The 13,755-nt window shown below is 61.0% G+C and carries 14 protein-coding genes and 2 pseudogenes; 8 read left to right on the forward strand and 8 right to left on the reverse strand.

Translation table 11 applies throughout. From position 1 onward, the window contains the following. Window positions 1-102 precede the first annotated feature (102 nt). Window positions 103-831, forward strand: a complete 729-nt coding sequence (gene pdeM / locus LPU83_RS41670) for a ligase-associated DNA damage response endonuclease PdeM (protein WP_024313119.1) — start codon at window positions 103-105, stop codon at window positions 829-831. Between the two features lie 44 nt (window positions 832-875). Here pdeM and LPU83_RS41675 read toward each other — a convergent pair whose 3' ends face one another. The 3 genes from LPU83_RS41675 to LPU83_RS41685 all read right to left on the reverse strand — a co-directional run bounded on the left by LPU83_RS41675 (window position 876) and on the right by LPU83_RS41685 (window position 2,413). Then, a complete protein-coding gene (locus LPU83_RS41675) occupies window positions 876-1,106 on the reverse strand; it encodes a hypothetical protein (protein WP_024313118.1) in 231 nt (76 codons plus the stop codon). Between the two features lie 151 nt (window positions 1,107-1,257). Continuing rightward, window positions 1,258-1,839, reverse strand: coding sequence for a transglycosylase SLT domain-containing protein (locus LPU83_RS41680; protein WP_024313117.1), 582 nt, complete (start codon window positions 1,837-1,839; stop codon window positions 1,258-1,260). A gap of 109 nt (window positions 1,840-1,948) precedes the next feature. Beyond that, a complete protein-coding gene (locus LPU83_RS41685) occupies window positions 1,949-2,413 on the reverse strand; it encodes a GNAT family N-acetyltransferase (protein WP_029709885.1) in 465 nt (154 codons plus the stop codon). A 197-nt stretch (window positions 2,414-2,610) separates the two neighbouring features. Here LPU83_RS41685 and LPU83_RS41690 point away from each other — a divergent pair, with 197 nt between their 5' ends. Next, window positions 2,611-3,681 (forward strand): cyclic nucleotide-gated ion channel, encoded by a 1,071-nt coding sequence (locus LPU83_RS41690; protein WP_024313115.1) that lies wholly within the window; start codon window positions 2,611-2,613, stop codon window positions 3,679-3,681. 16 nt (window positions 3,682-3,697) lie between these two features. Here LPU83_RS41690 and LPU83_RS41695 read toward each other — a convergent pair whose 3' ends face one another. Beyond that, entirely contained in the window at window positions 3,698-4,654 is a 957-nt protein-coding gene (locus LPU83_RS41695; RefSeq protein WP_024313114.1) for an alpha/beta hydrolase family protein, read from the reverse strand. 81 nt (window positions 4,655-4,735) lie between these two features. Here LPU83_RS41695 and LPU83_RS41700 point away from each other — a divergent pair. Then, a pseudogene (locus LPU83_RS41700) lies at window positions 4,736-5,315 on the forward strand (TetR/AcrR family transcriptional regulator). A gap of 2 nt (window positions 5,316-5,317) precedes the next feature. Here LPU83_RS41700 and LPU83_RS41705 read toward each other — a convergent pair. Further along, window positions 5,318-5,878, reverse strand: coding sequence for a dihydrofolate reductase family protein (locus LPU83_RS41705; protein ID WP_024313113.1), 561 nt, complete (start codon window positions 5,876-5,878; stop codon window positions 5,318-5,320). A 94-nt stretch (window positions 5,879-5,972) separates the two neighbouring features. Here LPU83_RS41705 and LPU83_RS41710 point away from each other — a divergent pair, with 94 nt between their 5' ends. After that, window positions 5,973-6,545, forward strand: coding sequence for a winged helix-turn-helix transcriptional regulator (locus tag LPU83_RS41710; RefSeq protein WP_024313112.1), 573 nt, complete (start codon window positions 5,973-5,975; stop codon window positions 6,543-6,545). On the opposite strand, the gene LPU83_RS41715 is transcribed toward LPU83_RS41710, so the two are convergent. Further along, window positions 6,473-7,279, reverse strand: coding sequence for a TIGR02186 family protein (locus LPU83_RS41715; RefSeq protein ID WP_024313111.1), 807 nt, complete (start codon window positions 7,277-7,279; stop codon window positions 6,473-6,475). The genes LPU83_RS41710 and LPU83_RS41715 overlap by 73 nt on opposite strands. Beyond that, window positions 7,279-8,199, reverse strand: a complete 921-nt coding sequence (locus LPU83_RS41720; RefSeq protein ID WP_024313110.1) for a sulfite exporter TauE/SafE family protein — start codon at window positions 8,197-8,199, stop codon at window positions 7,279-7,281. The genes LPU83_RS41715 and LPU83_RS41720 overlap by 1 nt, the downstream gene beginning before the upstream one ends. A 276-nt stretch (window positions 8,200-8,475) precedes the next feature. Here LPU83_RS41720 and LPU83_RS41725 point away from each other — a divergent pair, with 276 nt between their 5' ends. Continuing rightward, window positions 8,476-9,069, forward strand: coding sequence for a DUF922 domain-containing Zn-dependent protease (locus LPU83_RS41725; RefSeq protein ID WP_024313109.1), 594 nt, complete (start codon window positions 8,476-8,478; stop codon window positions 9,067-9,069). Window positions 9,070-9,093: 24 nt separating this feature from the next. Here the strand turns inward: LPU83_RS41725 and LPU83_RS41730 are convergent, their stop codons facing one another. Beyond that, on the reverse strand, window positions 9,094-9,726 hold the full coding sequence (locus tag LPU83_RS41730) for a TerC family protein (RefSeq protein WP_024313108.1): 633 nt from the start codon (window positions 9,724-9,726) through the stop codon (window positions 9,094-9,096). A 301-nt stretch (window positions 9,727-10,027) separates the two neighbouring features. Between LPU83_RS41730 and LPU83_RS41735 the strand changes: the two genes are divergently transcribed. From LPU83_RS41735 to LPU83_RS41745, 3 genes and pseudogenes are all read left to right on the forward strand, one after another. Next, window positions 10,028-11,650 carry an ABC-F family ATP-binding cassette domain-containing protein gene (locus tag LPU83_RS41735; protein WP_024313107.1) on the forward strand — a complete coding sequence of 541 codons (1,623 nt, stop codon included), beginning with the start codon at window positions 10,028-10,030 and terminating at the stop codon, window positions 11,648-11,650. 230 nt (window positions 11,651-11,880) lie between these two features. Beyond that, a pseudogene (locus LPU83_RS74015) lies at window positions 11,881-12,394 on the forward strand (DUF1214 domain-containing protein); the annotation flags it as partial. A gap of 195 nt (window positions 12,395-12,589) precedes the next feature. Then, window positions 12,590-13,702 (forward strand): flavin-containing monooxygenase, encoded by a 1,113-nt coding sequence (locus LPU83_RS41745; protein WP_024313105.1) that lies wholly within the window; start codon window positions 12,590-12,592, stop codon window positions 13,700-13,702. The last annotated feature ends 53 nt before the right edge of the window (window positions 13,703-13,755 follow it).

Consider the following 13,755-nt stretch of genomic DNA (forward strand, 5'->3'; position numbering starts at 1 on the left):
GTCCCGGAAAGGTTCGCGCCGGCTTACCATCCGGAATTGCATGAGACGAAGAGATGAGCGTCTGCCTGAAGGTAGCGCTTCCATGACAAAGGACTGACAGGATTGATGAACCGCCTGGCGCTCGCGCGTGAACTCAACGGACTGACCGCACTGCCAGGCGTCGAGACGTCTGTGCATGGCGTTGCTGCCGTTTGCGATCCGCTCGGCGCGCTCTACGTGCCCGATGCCGGTATCCTCGTCGTTTCCGACCTACACCTCGAGAAGGGCGCGGCTTTTGCCCGTCGCGGGATGCTCCTGCCGCCCTACGACACGCTGGCGACGCTGACAGTGCTTTCGGCCGTCGTCAGCCGCTACGATCCGAAGCTGGTTGTGTCGCTCGGCGACAATTTCCATGACCGCGTCGGCTCGGCGCATCTCCCCGAGGCGTTCCGCAACCTGATATCGGAAATGGCCCGTGGCCGCGAATGGATTTGGATCAACGGCAACCACGATCCCGACGGGACCGTCGATCTGCCGGGCGCTTCGGTCGATGAAATGCATTTCGGCGGCCTGACCTTTCGCCACGAGCCGAAGGGCGGCCTGCAGAAGGGCGAGATCGCCGGACACCTGCATCCCGCCGCGACGGTGCGCCGCCGCGAAAAGTCGGTCCGCCGTCCGTGTTTCGCCACTGACGGCGCCCGCTTGCTGATGCCGGCTTTCGGCGTGATGACCGGCGGCCTTGATCTTCGCCACAAGGCGATGAAGGGGCTGTTCGATCAGGCCTCGTTGATTGCCCACCTTCTTGGGCGCGACCGGATCTACTCCGTCAGGTTTGGGAACCTCGTGGGGTGAGCGCCACTGGGCGGCAGGCGGGGAGCTATCCAGCCGTCTTCGCCTTAGTCGCCGAAATAGTAGAGAGGCTGGCGTGTCAGCTCGCCGCGGCCGAGATGGCCGTAGACGTCCTTTCCCAGAATCCAGAACGAAATCGCCTGGGTCTTCATGCAGAAAATATAGTCGCCGGAAATCCAGTGCTCTGCCTTGCTGCCGGAGAGCGGATAGAGATGGTCGCCAACGCCATACATGACCGCCCGGTGCGAGCTGTAATCGTATAAGTAGCGCTCTGCCATCTATTCTCCTGATTCTATTTCAGAAAGAATCCCATGGGCGCGAATGTATTGTCAAACAATACTGTCGCGACATGCCGACCAACCCAAATTTGTTTCGTTCTTCAGGGTTGTGTATGAATTCTACTAGGTTTTTTCGGTGAATGCGAAGAACTCAATTGCACTCCTGCAACTGCCGCTGATAGGTCGTCGCCATGTTGGAAAAACGCTGCGCCGTCTTCTGTAGCTGCGCGTTCGAGCGCCAGTCGCCGCGCATGTAGCCTTTCGGGCCGGAATAGTAGGCGAGGTATAGACCGTAGGCATCGTTCACGGGGATGCCGGTCATCTGGCTGTTTTGCGAATGGTACCAGCCGATGAAGTCGATGGCATCGGCGAAGTTGGTGCGGCGCGCGGCCCAGCTGCCGGTCGCGGATTGATAGTGATCCCAGGTGCCGTCGAGCGCTTGCGAATAGCCGTAGGCGGTGGACGGTCGCGTCCAGGGAATGAAACCGAACAGCTTGGTGCGCGGCGGTCGCGCATAGGGTTGGAAGCCGGACTCGGTATACATCGTCGCCATCAGGATCGGGACCGGAACCCCATATTTGCGCTCCGTCTTTTCAGCCGCGCGCTGCCAGCTCGTAAACATCCCGTCGCGCTGCTCGAAGACGGCGCAGATGTTTCGGGTCTGTCGGGGAGTCGTGGCGCAGCCGGCAACAAGTGCCAGAAGCACGAGGGCGAGGAAGGCACGGATACGCATTACAGGGAACCTCTCGTTACCGAGAGATTACTAACTCGTAAATATTAACGAGCGGTTTTTAGTCGAATGCGAGTTGCCACTGGTGAAATGGCGACGGTGCTCGCCCGATCTATGGGAGCAATTTTCCCATCCGGAAGTTGGCCAGCGCCTGTCCCCGCTTTTCGACGCTTTGGCGCGTCAGCACGACGAAACCTCGCCGTTCGAAGAAAGGCCTGGCCGTCAGGCTTGCTTCCGTAAAGATGCGGCTGAGCCCGAGTGCCCGGGCTTCCTCTTCTATTGTCCGCAGCAGCGCAGTCGCCGCCCCGATCCCTTGATGGCCGGGATACACGAACATCATGTCCAGATGCCCGTCGGACCCCAGATCGGCAAAGCCGATCGGCAGGTCTGCGGCCTCGGCAACCCAGGTCGGCCGGTTTGACCGGCGCTCCGCCCAGGCCTGCCGGTCGGCCACCTGGGCCCAGGCTTCTATCTGCGCCGGCGTATAGTCTTTGGACGCGACTTCGCGGATCGCCCGCAGGAAAATCTCCACCGTCGCATCGCAATCTGCCGGTACGTAGCGTCGCAAAGTCACCATGGTCGCAAGCATCCGTTTCGCTGTCTGGATGGTCTATACTCTTTGCGGCGCGGGTCACCGGCTGATAGCCAAACTGCCTGGCCCGAAAGAGCTAAAGGAGCGCGTGTCGCGTCTTTTCCGCGGCGCACCGTCCCCGTTGCGCTTGGCCTCAGGGCATCTATTCTGAGAAAATGCCTGGTCAGTTCGTGGAGTATTGAATGTCGGCAGTGCCTTTCTCGAAGATCTCTTCGCCACTCAATGCGCTGCTGACCGCGATTGGTCTTTTGTCGGTGGCAACGCTCACGACCCCCGATCTCGCCGGAGAGACAAGGCTCGTCGTGGAAGCCGTGCTTGCAGCAATCTGGGTCGTCTATGTCCTACAGCTGAGTGGCACGCTTCTTGTGCGGCGTCGCAGTCGCCTATCGGGTGGGAACGCCGCCCTCGTGATCGACCTGCTGGCGGTTTTCGTCCCCATGGCGGCCTTCCTTTTGATCGCCTCGCGCGATTGGAGTCTGTACTGCGCCGTCTGGCTCCTCAAGCCGATGCGCGATTCGACGTTTTTCAGGCTGATGGCAAAGGTCGTTGCGAATGAATCGCGCAATCTGCTTGGCGTGACATCTGTCTTCGGCATCGTTCTTTTTGGCGCTGCGTTGGCTGGTTATGTCATCGAGCGTGACGTCCAGCCGGATAAGTTCGGCAGCATTCCGCAGGCGATGTGGTGGGCGGTCGTGACGCTGTCGACGACCGGCTACGGCGACGAGATCCCACAAAGCCTGGCAGGCCGGGTGCTGGCCGGATTGGTGATGATGAGCGGCATCGGCATTTTTGCGCTTTGGGCCGGTATCCTCGCCACCGGCTTCTACGAAGAGGTCCGTCGCCGGGACTTCGTTCGCAACTGGCAGCTGGTCGCCGCCGTGCCCCTGTTCCAAAAGCTTGGCTCCGCGGCACTGATCGAGATCGTGCGGGCGCTGCGGCCGCGTATCGTGCCCGCCGGTGCAGTGATCTGCCGCAAAGGCGATGTTGGCGACCAGATGTTCTTCATCGTCGAAGGCCGGGTCAGTGTAGCGACGCCCGATCATCCGGTAGAGCTTGGTACAGGAAGCTTTTTTGGCGAGATGGCGCTCATCAGCGGCGAACCGCGCTCAGCGACCGTCAGCGCAGCAACCGAGGTCTCCCTGCTGTCGCTCTATGCGGTTGACTTCCAGATGTTGTCGAGCAGCAGTCCCGAGATTGCGGAGATCATCCGCAAGACGGCACTCGAGCGACGGGGCGCCATACCAAAGAGCTGATCGCTGCTGCGGCCTCTCATCCGCTGTCTTGTACATCCTGTTCCGGCCAGGGATTGATGCCATCGCGCAGCCAGAGAAGCGTATCCAGCCAGAATCCAGCGGCATGGCGGGTATGAAACAGACCGAAATGCCCGACCGATTCAAAGCCGAGCCTCTCTGGCGTCATCAAGACTTCTCTCCTGACGGCATTTCTGTAATAGCCAAGCGATCGGCGAATGGCTGGCACTGTGCCCAACTCGTCATCGGAAAGGGCGACTGCAAGGATCGGCGCCGTGACGGCATCGAAACGGCCGAGCACGTCTGCGCGCTCCACGCGCGGATAAGACATCTCCATCTTCGCGCGGCGGAAACTCCATTCGTTGGCGACACCGGCGGGTAAGTCCTCCAGCCACCCCAGGCGCTTGCCGGGGAAGTAGCCGAAGAGCGCAGTCAGTAGTGGCATCACCAGGTGCCATTTGACGAAGAGCCTCGCTCGCCTATCCGGCGCATAGTCGCACCAGTAAGCATATTGCGCGCCAACCGTCAGCATCCGGCTAATCAGATGCGCGTTGGCCGACTGGCCGGGCAGGTGGCCGCCGATGCTGTGGCCCACGACCATCACCGGTGCCTCGGGGTAGCGGCCATGCATGAAACGCAGTGCCGCGTCGAAGTCCTTTTCGCCCCAATCGCGCCAGAGGTAGCCGATGCCCCGAAGGCATTCCGGTCGTGATTGGCCGATACCGCGGTAGTCGTAGGTGAGCACGTCGAAGCCGTGCCGCGCGAGAAACTGGGCGTAGTAGTGATAGTAGTGAGCAAGGACGCCCGTTGCCGGATTGATGATGACGCTGGCCAGCGGCGCTTGCCTGTTGGCATGCCAGAGATGGCCTCCAAGCGGCACGGCATCGCCAGCGACGATTACGATGGGCGTTGCACCCGTTGCCGGGTGGCGTCTTTCCGTTCGCAAATTCTGGTTGTCGACCTCATCGTCAAGCATGCTCTGCCTCGATCTTCCTCTTGGCAGAAGCTACACGCGAAGCAGTGTTGTTGACACTCACTGGTCGGTATACATTGCCCTATGGCCTTATCTGTATCGAACACTCGAGAACGTCTGGTTGCTGCTGCCGCCAAGCTCTTCTATGCCGAGGGGATCAAAAGCGTCGGCGTCGACGCTGTTGCCGAGGCAGCCGGGGGTTACGAAACGAACGCTTTATTATCACTTTGACAGCAAGGACGCCCTGATCGCGGCCTATCCGGAAGAGCGAGATCAGCCGAACCTGGCATTGTTTCAACGTTGGTTTGGCGAGGCTGAGGGCGACGTCGCCATCAAAATCAAGGCAATCTTCGATAGGTTGGCAAGATCCACGCGGCATCCCAAGTGGAGAGGCTGCGGCTTTCTTCGCACGGCAGCAGAGCTCGCCAATATGCCGGGGCATCCGGCTATGAGGGCTGCTGCCTTGCACAAGCGCCGCGTGGAGGACTGGTTGGCAGGTATTTTCGAACAAGAGGGTGTGAAGGACGCTCGGCAGCTGGCTCGCCAGGTCATTCTTCTGCTCGACGGTGCCTTCTCCGTCGTGCTGCTTCATCGCGATTCGACTTATCTGGAGACGGCGGGAGGCGCGGCGGCGGCGCTCATCGCGACGGCTCCTCGAAGGTAGCTTCAGCCTGCCTTGACCGGTTCGTATCGCAGGATTACCGCGCCGCCCTCAGTCGTCGTGCTTTCGAGCAGTTTCAGGGGAAGCTGCTGACTGGCCGGTTTGAAATGCGGGTTGCCGCCGCCGAGGATAACCGGCACGAGGCAGATGCGGATCTCGTCCACCAGCCCCGCCTTCAGCAGCGAATCCGCGAGCTCCGCACTTCCGAAAATGAAGATCGTCTTGCCCGCCTCGGCCGTCAGCTTTTTCAATTCTGCGACAGGGTCGCTGACGACGCGTGTGTTGTTCCAGTTCGCCGCCGTCATCGTCTTTGATACGGCAATCTTGGCGATGTCGTTCATGTATGCCTTGATCTTCTCTTCGCTCTCGGCTGTCGGCCAGTAGGCGGCCATACCCTCATATGTCTTGCGGCCGAAGACGAGCAGGTCGCCTTCCTCGCCAAACTGCTCGGCGTAGCGCTCCAGCTCGGGACCCCAGGCAAGATTGTGAAATTCGATATCCCACGGTTTCGTGCCTTCGAAATAGCCGTCAAGCGGCATCAGATTCCAAACAACAAGCTTCCTCATGGATTCGTCCTCCTCGAGACTGATTGCAATTAGCAATTGGTTGAAAGTTAGGTTGACTGGTGGCAAAGTGCAAGCAGTTTATTTGGAGGAACCTATGGACGATGCTCACCGCTCCGGCTGCCCGATCAATCTGACGCTAGAAGTGCTCGGCGATCGCTGGAGCCTGCTAGTCATTCGCGACATCATGTTCGGCAATCGGCGCCACTTCCGCGAATTGCTGCAGCATTCCGAAGAGCGGATTGCGTCGAACATCCTGGCCGACCGCCTGCGTCGCCTGGTCGACAGAGGCCTGCTGACGCGTGAGGCCGATCCGACGCACAAGCAGAAGGCAATCTACAGTCTGACGGAAATGGCGATCCAGCTGGTGCCGATCTTTGCGCATATGGGTGCCTGGGGACGCAGGCATCTTCCGGTTTCCGAGGAGCTCTCCATTCGGGCCGAACATCTGGAGACCGGAGGTGCGGAACTCTGGGAGGAATTCATGGACGAGTTGCGCGCCAAGCATTGCGGCAAGAAGCTGCCTGCTGGAACGCCGTCCGTGCTCGCACGCCTGACCGAAGCCTATCTCGATGTCGTCGCCGGAAATCGGCCTGATCAATCCTTGCGGAACACCACGCTGGCGCCCCAGCCCGTGACGAGCGCGAGGAAGACGGAGAGCAAGCCATAGGCGATCGGTTGGGCGTGCGCCGCGTCCGTAATCATCTGCTCGATCCCTGTCTTGATGACGCGCAGCGGAACGGACTTCTCGGTGACGAAGCTGCCGCTCTTGAAGAGATAGGCACGCACGGTGTGCACGCCGTTCGGAATGTTTGCCGGCAACCGCAGGCTTGCCTTGAAAAGGCTGGAGCTTACGAAACGCACGCCGCTCGGGTCGCGATCATAGAGGCCGCCGTTCTCCTGCAGCCGGCGAAAGGCCTGCCGGAACTCGCCGAGATTGCTGGCATCGCCGACGAAGCCGACCGGCGTCAGCGGAATGTGATCGATCCCGATTCCCCTGTCCGTAAGGTCGAGCGGCGTGGTGATGTCATCCAGCATGCGCGAACTCGACATGGAATAGGAGTGCGGCACCGCCTCGAAGGTCATCGAGCGCGTATTGATCCAGATGCCGAACACACGCTCCTTCCGGCGCACGGTTGCGTCTTCGCGCGGCCCCTCAAGAACGACCACCACATCATACTGGCCAATCGCCAGCAGCAGGCTGTCGGTGTTGGTCACGGCCCCGAAAATCGTCAGGTCTGCGCCGCGAAAATCCGAGGTGATGGCGATCTCGCTGGTGGACGTGCCGATCTCAAGTCCTTCGGCCGTCGTTTGGCTCGCCTGGCCCGGGAGCAGCATTTGCGCGGTCGCGACACCATGAAGCATCATGGCGCAAAATAGCAGAGCAGCGAGGAAGCGGCGCATCAATTCGCCCCCATGACCACGGAGTAGACATCCGCTGGCGTTACGACCAGCGCAACGGCAAGGCGAAGGCCGACGGCGAGCACCAGAAGCCCGAGCAGCGCACGCAGCTGCTCGCCGCGCAGCTTTTGTCCGACGCGCACGCCATATTGTGCGCCGATCACACCGGCGATCATCAGGATAAAGGCGAGCACGATATCGACCGAGAAGTTGGTCGCAGCCTGCACGACAGTCGTGTAGGCGGTCACGAAAATGATCTGGAACAGAGACGTGCCGACAACCACGTTGGTCGGGATGCGCAGGAGATAGATCATCGCCGGCACCATGATGAAGCCGCCGCCGACGCCCATGATCGATGTCAGGATGCCGATGCCGAAGCCGAGCGCGATGACCGGGATCACGCTCAGAAAGATCTTCGATTTCTTGAACCGCATTTTCAGCGGCAGCTTGTGCACCCAATGGTGATGGCCGGGTCGTCGTGGTGTTGGCGGCACGTTCTTTGCCGCGCGGCGCATGGCATTGACGCTTTCGAGCAGCATAAGCCCACCGACCGTGCCGAGGAAGACGACGTAGAGCAGCGAGATGATGAGATCGAGCTGGCCGATCTGCCTCAGCAGCGAGAAGATCCATATGCCGAGGGTCGCGCCGGAAAGGCCGCCGACGAGCAGCACGGTTCCGAGCTTCACATCGAGCGTTCCACGTCGGAAGTGAGTGATGGCACCAGAGATAGAGGAGGCAACAACCTGGTTGGCGCCGGTGGCGACGGCCACGACCGGCGGGATGTTGTAGAAGATCAGGAGCGGTGTGATCAGGAAGCCGCCGCCGACACCGAACATTCCGGAGAGAAAGCCGACGGCCGCCCCCATGCCGAGAATGATGAAGATGTTCACCGACAATTCTGCGATAGGCAGATAGATTGTCACAGCAGACCCCGATCTATGAACTGCCCCCACAGGCAGGCGTTCTTACATCCTGTTCGAATGGCGCATCCTACGGTGAAATCGTTGCCAGAGGATTTCGATAAGCGACATGCGATCCGCTCGATAGCGTGATCACTCTCGAATAATCAGGCTTTTTTTGGGTTTTATGACAGACCTTTAGAGGACGAGCCCGCAGGATCCATCGTTGTGCTCGATCCGTCGCGGTTGAACGCGACGCACCTGCCGACTAGGGTCGACACTGCATGATGGGGGATTCGCGTGAAGGCAGGATTGGTTCGTTGGTTATTGGTTGCTTGGGTCTTGCAGCCGATTGCCGCAAAGGCGGAATGGCAGCCGGTTGAACAGGTGCGGACCTATGCGGTGACTGGCAGTTCAGGCGCAGCACTCTACGATTCAATCGGCGAGAAAGGTCCCGAGCTTGGCGGCAGTCGCGCGGTGGCGCATACGACGTTCAAACTGACCTGGACCAGAAAATACGAGCGCCGAGGAAACGCCTGCGTCCTGGCTGTGGCGCGGCCAAAGCTGATCATCACCTATACGCTGCCGAAGCCTGCGGTAGAGCTTTCCGCGGTCACTCAGGCAAGCTGGGCCACCTTCATTGCCGGCATCGAAACGCATGAGCGGGTGCATGGCGACCACATCAAGGAAATGGTCAGGGATATCGAGGCGACGAGCGTCGGGCTGTCTGCCGACGATGATCCCGACTGCAGGAAGATCCGGATCGAGCTGACGAAGCGGCTCGGCGAACTCTCCGCGCGGCAGCGACAGCGCGGCCGCGATTTCGACAAGGCCGAGATGAGCGAGGGCGGCAATATCCGCCGCCTCATCCTGCAGCTCGTGAACGGCCCTTGAGGACCGTTCGAACGCCATGCCGGATCAGCCCAAAGCGGCGGCGGCGACCGGGGCCAAATGCGGCCAGACCTCAAGCGCCCCGCGATAGATCATGCTCAGCGCCACGTAGATGATGATGGCCAGACCGAGGTAAGCGATCCAGTGGTAGCGGTTGAGCAGGCGCGCGATGAAGTTCGCCGCGATACCCATCATCGCGATCGACAGGATCAGGCCGATGACGAGGATCGTCGGATGCTCACGGGCCGCGCCGGCAACGGCAAGCACGTTGTCGAGCGACATCGACACGTCGGCGATCACGATCTGGCTGGCCGCCTGGTAGAAGGTCTTCTTTGGCGCCGCGCCGCCTTCGGCTCCTTCCGCTTCATTGCCGCTGCCGTTGCGCAGATCGCGCCACATCTTCCAGCAGACCCAGAGCAGGAGGATGCCGCCGGCCAGCAGCAGGCCGATGATCTCGAGAAGCTGGACGGTGACGCTGGCAAGCGCGATCCGCAGTACGGTGGCGGCGAGAATGCCGACGAGGATCGCCTTCTTGCGTTGGTCGGTCGGCAGCCCCGCCGCGGCAAGACCGATGACAACGGCGTTGTCGCCAGCAAGCACGAGGTCGATGAGGATGACCTGCAGAAGCGCCAGCAAGCCGGCAGAAGTGAAAATTTCCATGACGTGACAATCCCTGACATATGCGAAACGCCTGCCGGCGCGCTGCTAACGCATAAATGATCGCTGATCTGCTTATCAAGTGGCTGAAGGACATTGTGGAAAAGTTCTCACGCCTGTTGATGTTCCGCCCCGTCGATTGAGTACCCTTCATGCACCGTTGTCCGGGCGCTTTCCGGATGCATCGAATTCTTTGCATCGCCCGGGATTGGCCATGACGTTCTGAACATGCTAGCGAGAGCCGCAAAAGGCCCCGGTACGCATGACGGAGGGGCGCCGCAACTCTTTCGGACTCCACGCAAACATGATTCGTATCGAGAATATCAGCAAGCAGAACAGCCACCGGATCCTCTTCATCGAGGCTTCCGCGGCGCTTAACAGAGGCGAGAAGATTGGCCTTGTCGGCCCGAACGGCGCAGGCAAGACGACGCTCTTCCGCATGATCACCGGGCAGGAGCAGGCCGACGAAGGCCAGGTCTCCGCCGAGAAGGGCGTGACCATCGGCTACTTCAATCAGGACGTCGGCGAGATGGAGGGCCGCAGCGCGGTGGCTGAGGTCATGGAAGGCGCCGGCCCGGTCAGCGTCGTTGCGGCCGAGCTGCGCGAGCTCGAAGCGGAGATGATCGATCCCGACAAGCTCGACGAGATGGACCGGATCATCGAGCGCTACGGCGAAGTCCAGGCGCGCTACGAGGAACTGGACGGCTACGCACTCGAGGGCCGTGCGCGCGAAGTGCTGGCCGGTCTCAGCTTCACCCAGGAGATGATGGACGGCGACGTCGGAGCGCTTTCGGGCGGGTGGAAAATGCGCGTGGCGCTTGCCCGCATCCTCCTGATGCGCCCGGACGTCATGCTGCTCGACGAACCGAGCAACCACCTGGACCTCGAGAGCCTGATCTGGCTGGAAGAATTCCTGAAGACCTACGACGGCGCGCTGCTGATGACCTCACACGACCGCGAGTTCATGAACCGCATCGTCAGCAAGATCATCGAGATCGACGGCGGCTCGTTGAATAGCTATTCCGGCGATTACGGGTTCTATGAGCAGCAGCGGGCGCAGAACGAGAAGCAGCAGCAGGCGCAGTTCGAGCGCCAGCAGGCAATGCTTGCCAAGGAAATCAAGTTCATCGAGCGCTTCAAGGCACGCGCCTCGCACGCTTCGCAGGTGCAAAGCCGCGTCAAGAAGCTGGAGAAAATCGATCGGGTCGAGCCGCCGAAGCGACGCCAGACCGTCGCCTTCGACTTCCTGCCCGCACCACGGTCGGGCGAAGACGTGATCAACCTGAAGAACGTCCACAAGAAGTACGGCAGCCGGGCCATCTATGAAGGCCTGGACTTCATGGTCCGCCGCAAGGAGCGTTGGTGCATCATGGGCATCAATGGCGCCGGCAAGTCGACCCTGCTGAAACTGGTGGCGGGTTCCACCGAACCGGATCAGGGCAGCGTCGCCCTCGGTGCCAGCGTCAAGTTGGGCTACTTCGCCCAACACGCTATGGATCTGCTCGACGGAGATCGAACTGTGCTGGAATGGCTGGAGGACTCCTTCCCCCAGGCAGGCCAGGCGCCGCTCAGGGCGCTCGCAGGATGCTTCGGTTTTTCCGGTGACGATGTCGAGAAGAAATGCCGCGTTCTTTCCGGCGGCGAAAAAGCCCGGCTCGTGATGGCCAAGATGCTCTTCGATCCGCCGAACCTGCTGGTGCTGGACGAGCCGACGAACCATCTGGATCTCGATACCAAGGAGATGCTGATCAAGGCGCTGTCGCAATACGAGGGCACCATGCTGTTCGTCTCCCACGACCGGCATTTCCTTGCCGCTTTGTCCAACCGCGTGCTGGAACTGACGCCCGACGGTATCCACCAATATGGCGGCGGCTATACGGAATATGTCGCCCGCACCGGCCAGGAAGCCCCCGGTCTGCGGAGCTGACGACATCACGACGAATGCCGTGGCTGGCCTCCGCGAGCGCCTCTCCCGGGCGCTAGGGTTCGCCGGAGCCCGGACTTCGTTCACCATCAGCATTTCGGTGCGGCCGGCAGGCCGTACCGGCCAGGAAAGGCGCTGAGCCGTGACCTGAGTTCCGGCTGGCGCCGTGCCGCCTCCGCAAGGCGTCGTTCCAGATCCCCGAACTCCTCCGTGTCGTCGGCCGCCGTCCCGGCGCCGGCAAGTTCGAAATGCCGAAATGGGATCAGAAAAGCCAGAAGGCTGTCCGCGATGCCCTTCTGATCTTGGGCGCTACAATTCCGGACTTCAAAGGCGCCTTCGGCACAAGGAAGCCGTCGATCCGGCGCGTCATCTGATCGGTACGGCGACGGGATGGGGAGGAAACCCTGAAAAGGATGCAACCTATCTCAATGTGACACCCGAAAAGAACGACGGCAAGACAGTCTACGAGCTCACCGTCAAGGACGTGCTGGTGGATGGCTTCTGGTCCATCAGCGTCTAAAATGCAAAGGGCCACTTCCAGAAAAACAAGCGCAACGCGTACACGCTCAACAACATCACCGCCGCAAAGGCTGCCGACGGTTCTCGACGTGCAATTCGGCGGCTGCAATGGGAAGGTCGCAAACTGCCTGCCCGTCGTCAAAGGCTGGAACACTGTTCACCTGTATCGGCCTCGGGCGGATATACTCGACGGAAATGGAGTTCCCTCCGCCACAGAATGCCGAGTAGTGTCGTCGGTTCGTTGCGAGCGTTTGGCGGAAGCTCGTGGCGAGGTAATCGCGGGTGGGCAGTGGGTTTTAACGGCAGCATCGCTTCCTTGTCCTTCGCACAAGCGCGGCGCGGCCCTAGAACGCCTCGTCTTGCGCGGCCATATCCTTCGGAACGGCCGCTGCATATCGTACTTCGGATCAGCAAGAGGCCTCCATGACGGATGCAGAGACGATCATCATCGGCGCGGGACCGGCAGGATTGGCCTGCGCAGCGGCGCTGCGGGCGCGCGGACGCTCGTTCCTGGTGCTTGAGAAAGGGCATACGCTCGCCGCCTCCTGGCATCGCCACTATGACCGCCTTCGGCTGCATACCCACAAGATGCACTCGGCCCTGCCGGGAAAGCCGATGCCGCGGCATTTTCCGAAGTATCCGTCGCGGCTGCAGGTGATCGAGTATCTCGAAGTCTATAGCTCTTCGAACGACATCGAGGTCAGATTTGGTGTGCGCGCGACGACGATCCGCAAGGACAAGACGTGGACCGTGGAGACCTCCTACGGAGTTTTCGAGGCGAGCAACGTCATTGTCGCGACCGGCCTCGCAAACGCGCCGATAAGGCCGACCTGGGAAGGACAGGAGCTGTTTGCGGGCAAGCTTCTCCACTCCTCGGAGTTCAGGAATGCCGCGGCGCTTGCGGCTAAGCGCGTCCTTGTCGTCGGCTTCGGCAATTCGGCAGGCGAGATCGCGCTCGAATGCGCTGAGGCCGGCCTTGATGTCGCCATGTCCGTGCGCGGCCCGGTCAGTGTCGTGCCGCTCGAACTTTTCGGACTGACGAGCGCCAGCATTGCCATAGCCCAGCGGTTCCTTCCCTATCGCCTGGTCGATGCGGCGAACGCTCCGATCCTGCGCCTGCGGTTCGGGGACCTCGGGAAGTTCGGACTGGAACGAGCGAGAAATGGCCCGCTGACCGGCATCATCGAAAGGGGCCGTACGCCTCTGATCAATATCGGAACGATCGAGCGGATCCGGTCAGGGGATATCCGGGTGTTCCCCGCAATCTCGACATCCGAGGATCGGCGGGTGCATTTCTCCGACGGCCGATCCGATATATTCGACGCAATCATTCTGGCGACCGGCTACCGGCCGGGGCTTGATGCGCTTCTGCCCGATTTCGCGCAGCGATTTGGCGGCGCCGACGGTCCCCTCCGCGGGCAGATTCAACCGGCAAATGACGGCCTCTACTTTTGCGGCTTCACTGCCGTGCCGACCGGCCTTCTCCGGGAAATCGGAATTGAGGCCGAGAGGATCGCGGCCTCCATCGATAGGTAGCACCTCCACGAGGCCGCAACACGGTCTGGCCACGCAACCGCGTGATACCCAGA

It is taken from the genome of Rhizobium favelukesii, from assembly GCF_000577275.2.
GTDB lineage: Bacteria > Pseudomonadota > Alphaproteobacteria > Rhizobiales > Rhizobiaceae > Rhizobium > Rhizobium favelukesii.

Coding starts and splice junctions, on each gene's coding strand:
- LPU83_RS41675 (WP_024313118.1), bottom strand. CDS start 1,106: ATGGCAGAGCGCTACTTATACGATTACAGCTCGCACCGGGCGGTCATG.
- LPU83_RS41680 (WP_024313117.1), bottom strand. CDS start 1,839: ATGCGTATCCGTGCCTTCCTCGCCCTCGTGCTTCTGGCACTTGTTGCC.
- LPU83_RS41685 (WP_029709885.1), bottom strand. CDS start 2,413: ATGGTGACTTTGCGACGCTACGTACCGGCAGATTGCGATGCGACGGTG.
- LPU83_RS41690 (WP_024313115.1), top strand. CDS start 2,611: ATGTCGGCAGTGCCTTTCTCGAAGATCTCTTCGCCACTCAATGCGCTG.
- LPU83_RS41695 (WP_024313114.1), bottom strand. CDS start 4,654: ATGCTTGACGATGAGGTCGACAACCAGAATTTGCGAACGGAAAGACGC.
- LPU83_RS41705 (WP_024313113.1), bottom strand. CDS start 5,878: ATGAGGAAGCTTGTTGTTTGGAATCTGATGCCGCTTGACGGCTATTTC.
- LPU83_RS41710 (WP_024313112.1), top strand. CDS start 5,973: ATGGACGATGCTCACCGCTCCGGCTGCCCGATCAATCTGACGCTAGAA.
- LPU83_RS41715 (WP_024313111.1), bottom strand. CDS start 7,279: ATGCGCCGCTTCCTCGCTGCTCTGCTATTTTGCGCCATGATGCTTCAT.
- LPU83_RS41730 (WP_024313108.1), bottom strand. CDS start 9,726: ATGGAAATTTTCACTTCTGCCGGCTTGCTGGCGCTTCTGCAGGTCATC.
- LPU83_RS41735 (WP_024313107.1), top strand. CDS start 10,028: ATGATTCGTATCGAGAATATCAGCAAGCAGAACAGCCACCGGATCCTC.
- LPU83_RS41745 (WP_024313105.1), top strand. CDS start 12,590: ATGACGGATGCAGAGACGATCATCATCGGCGCGGGACCGGCAGGATTG.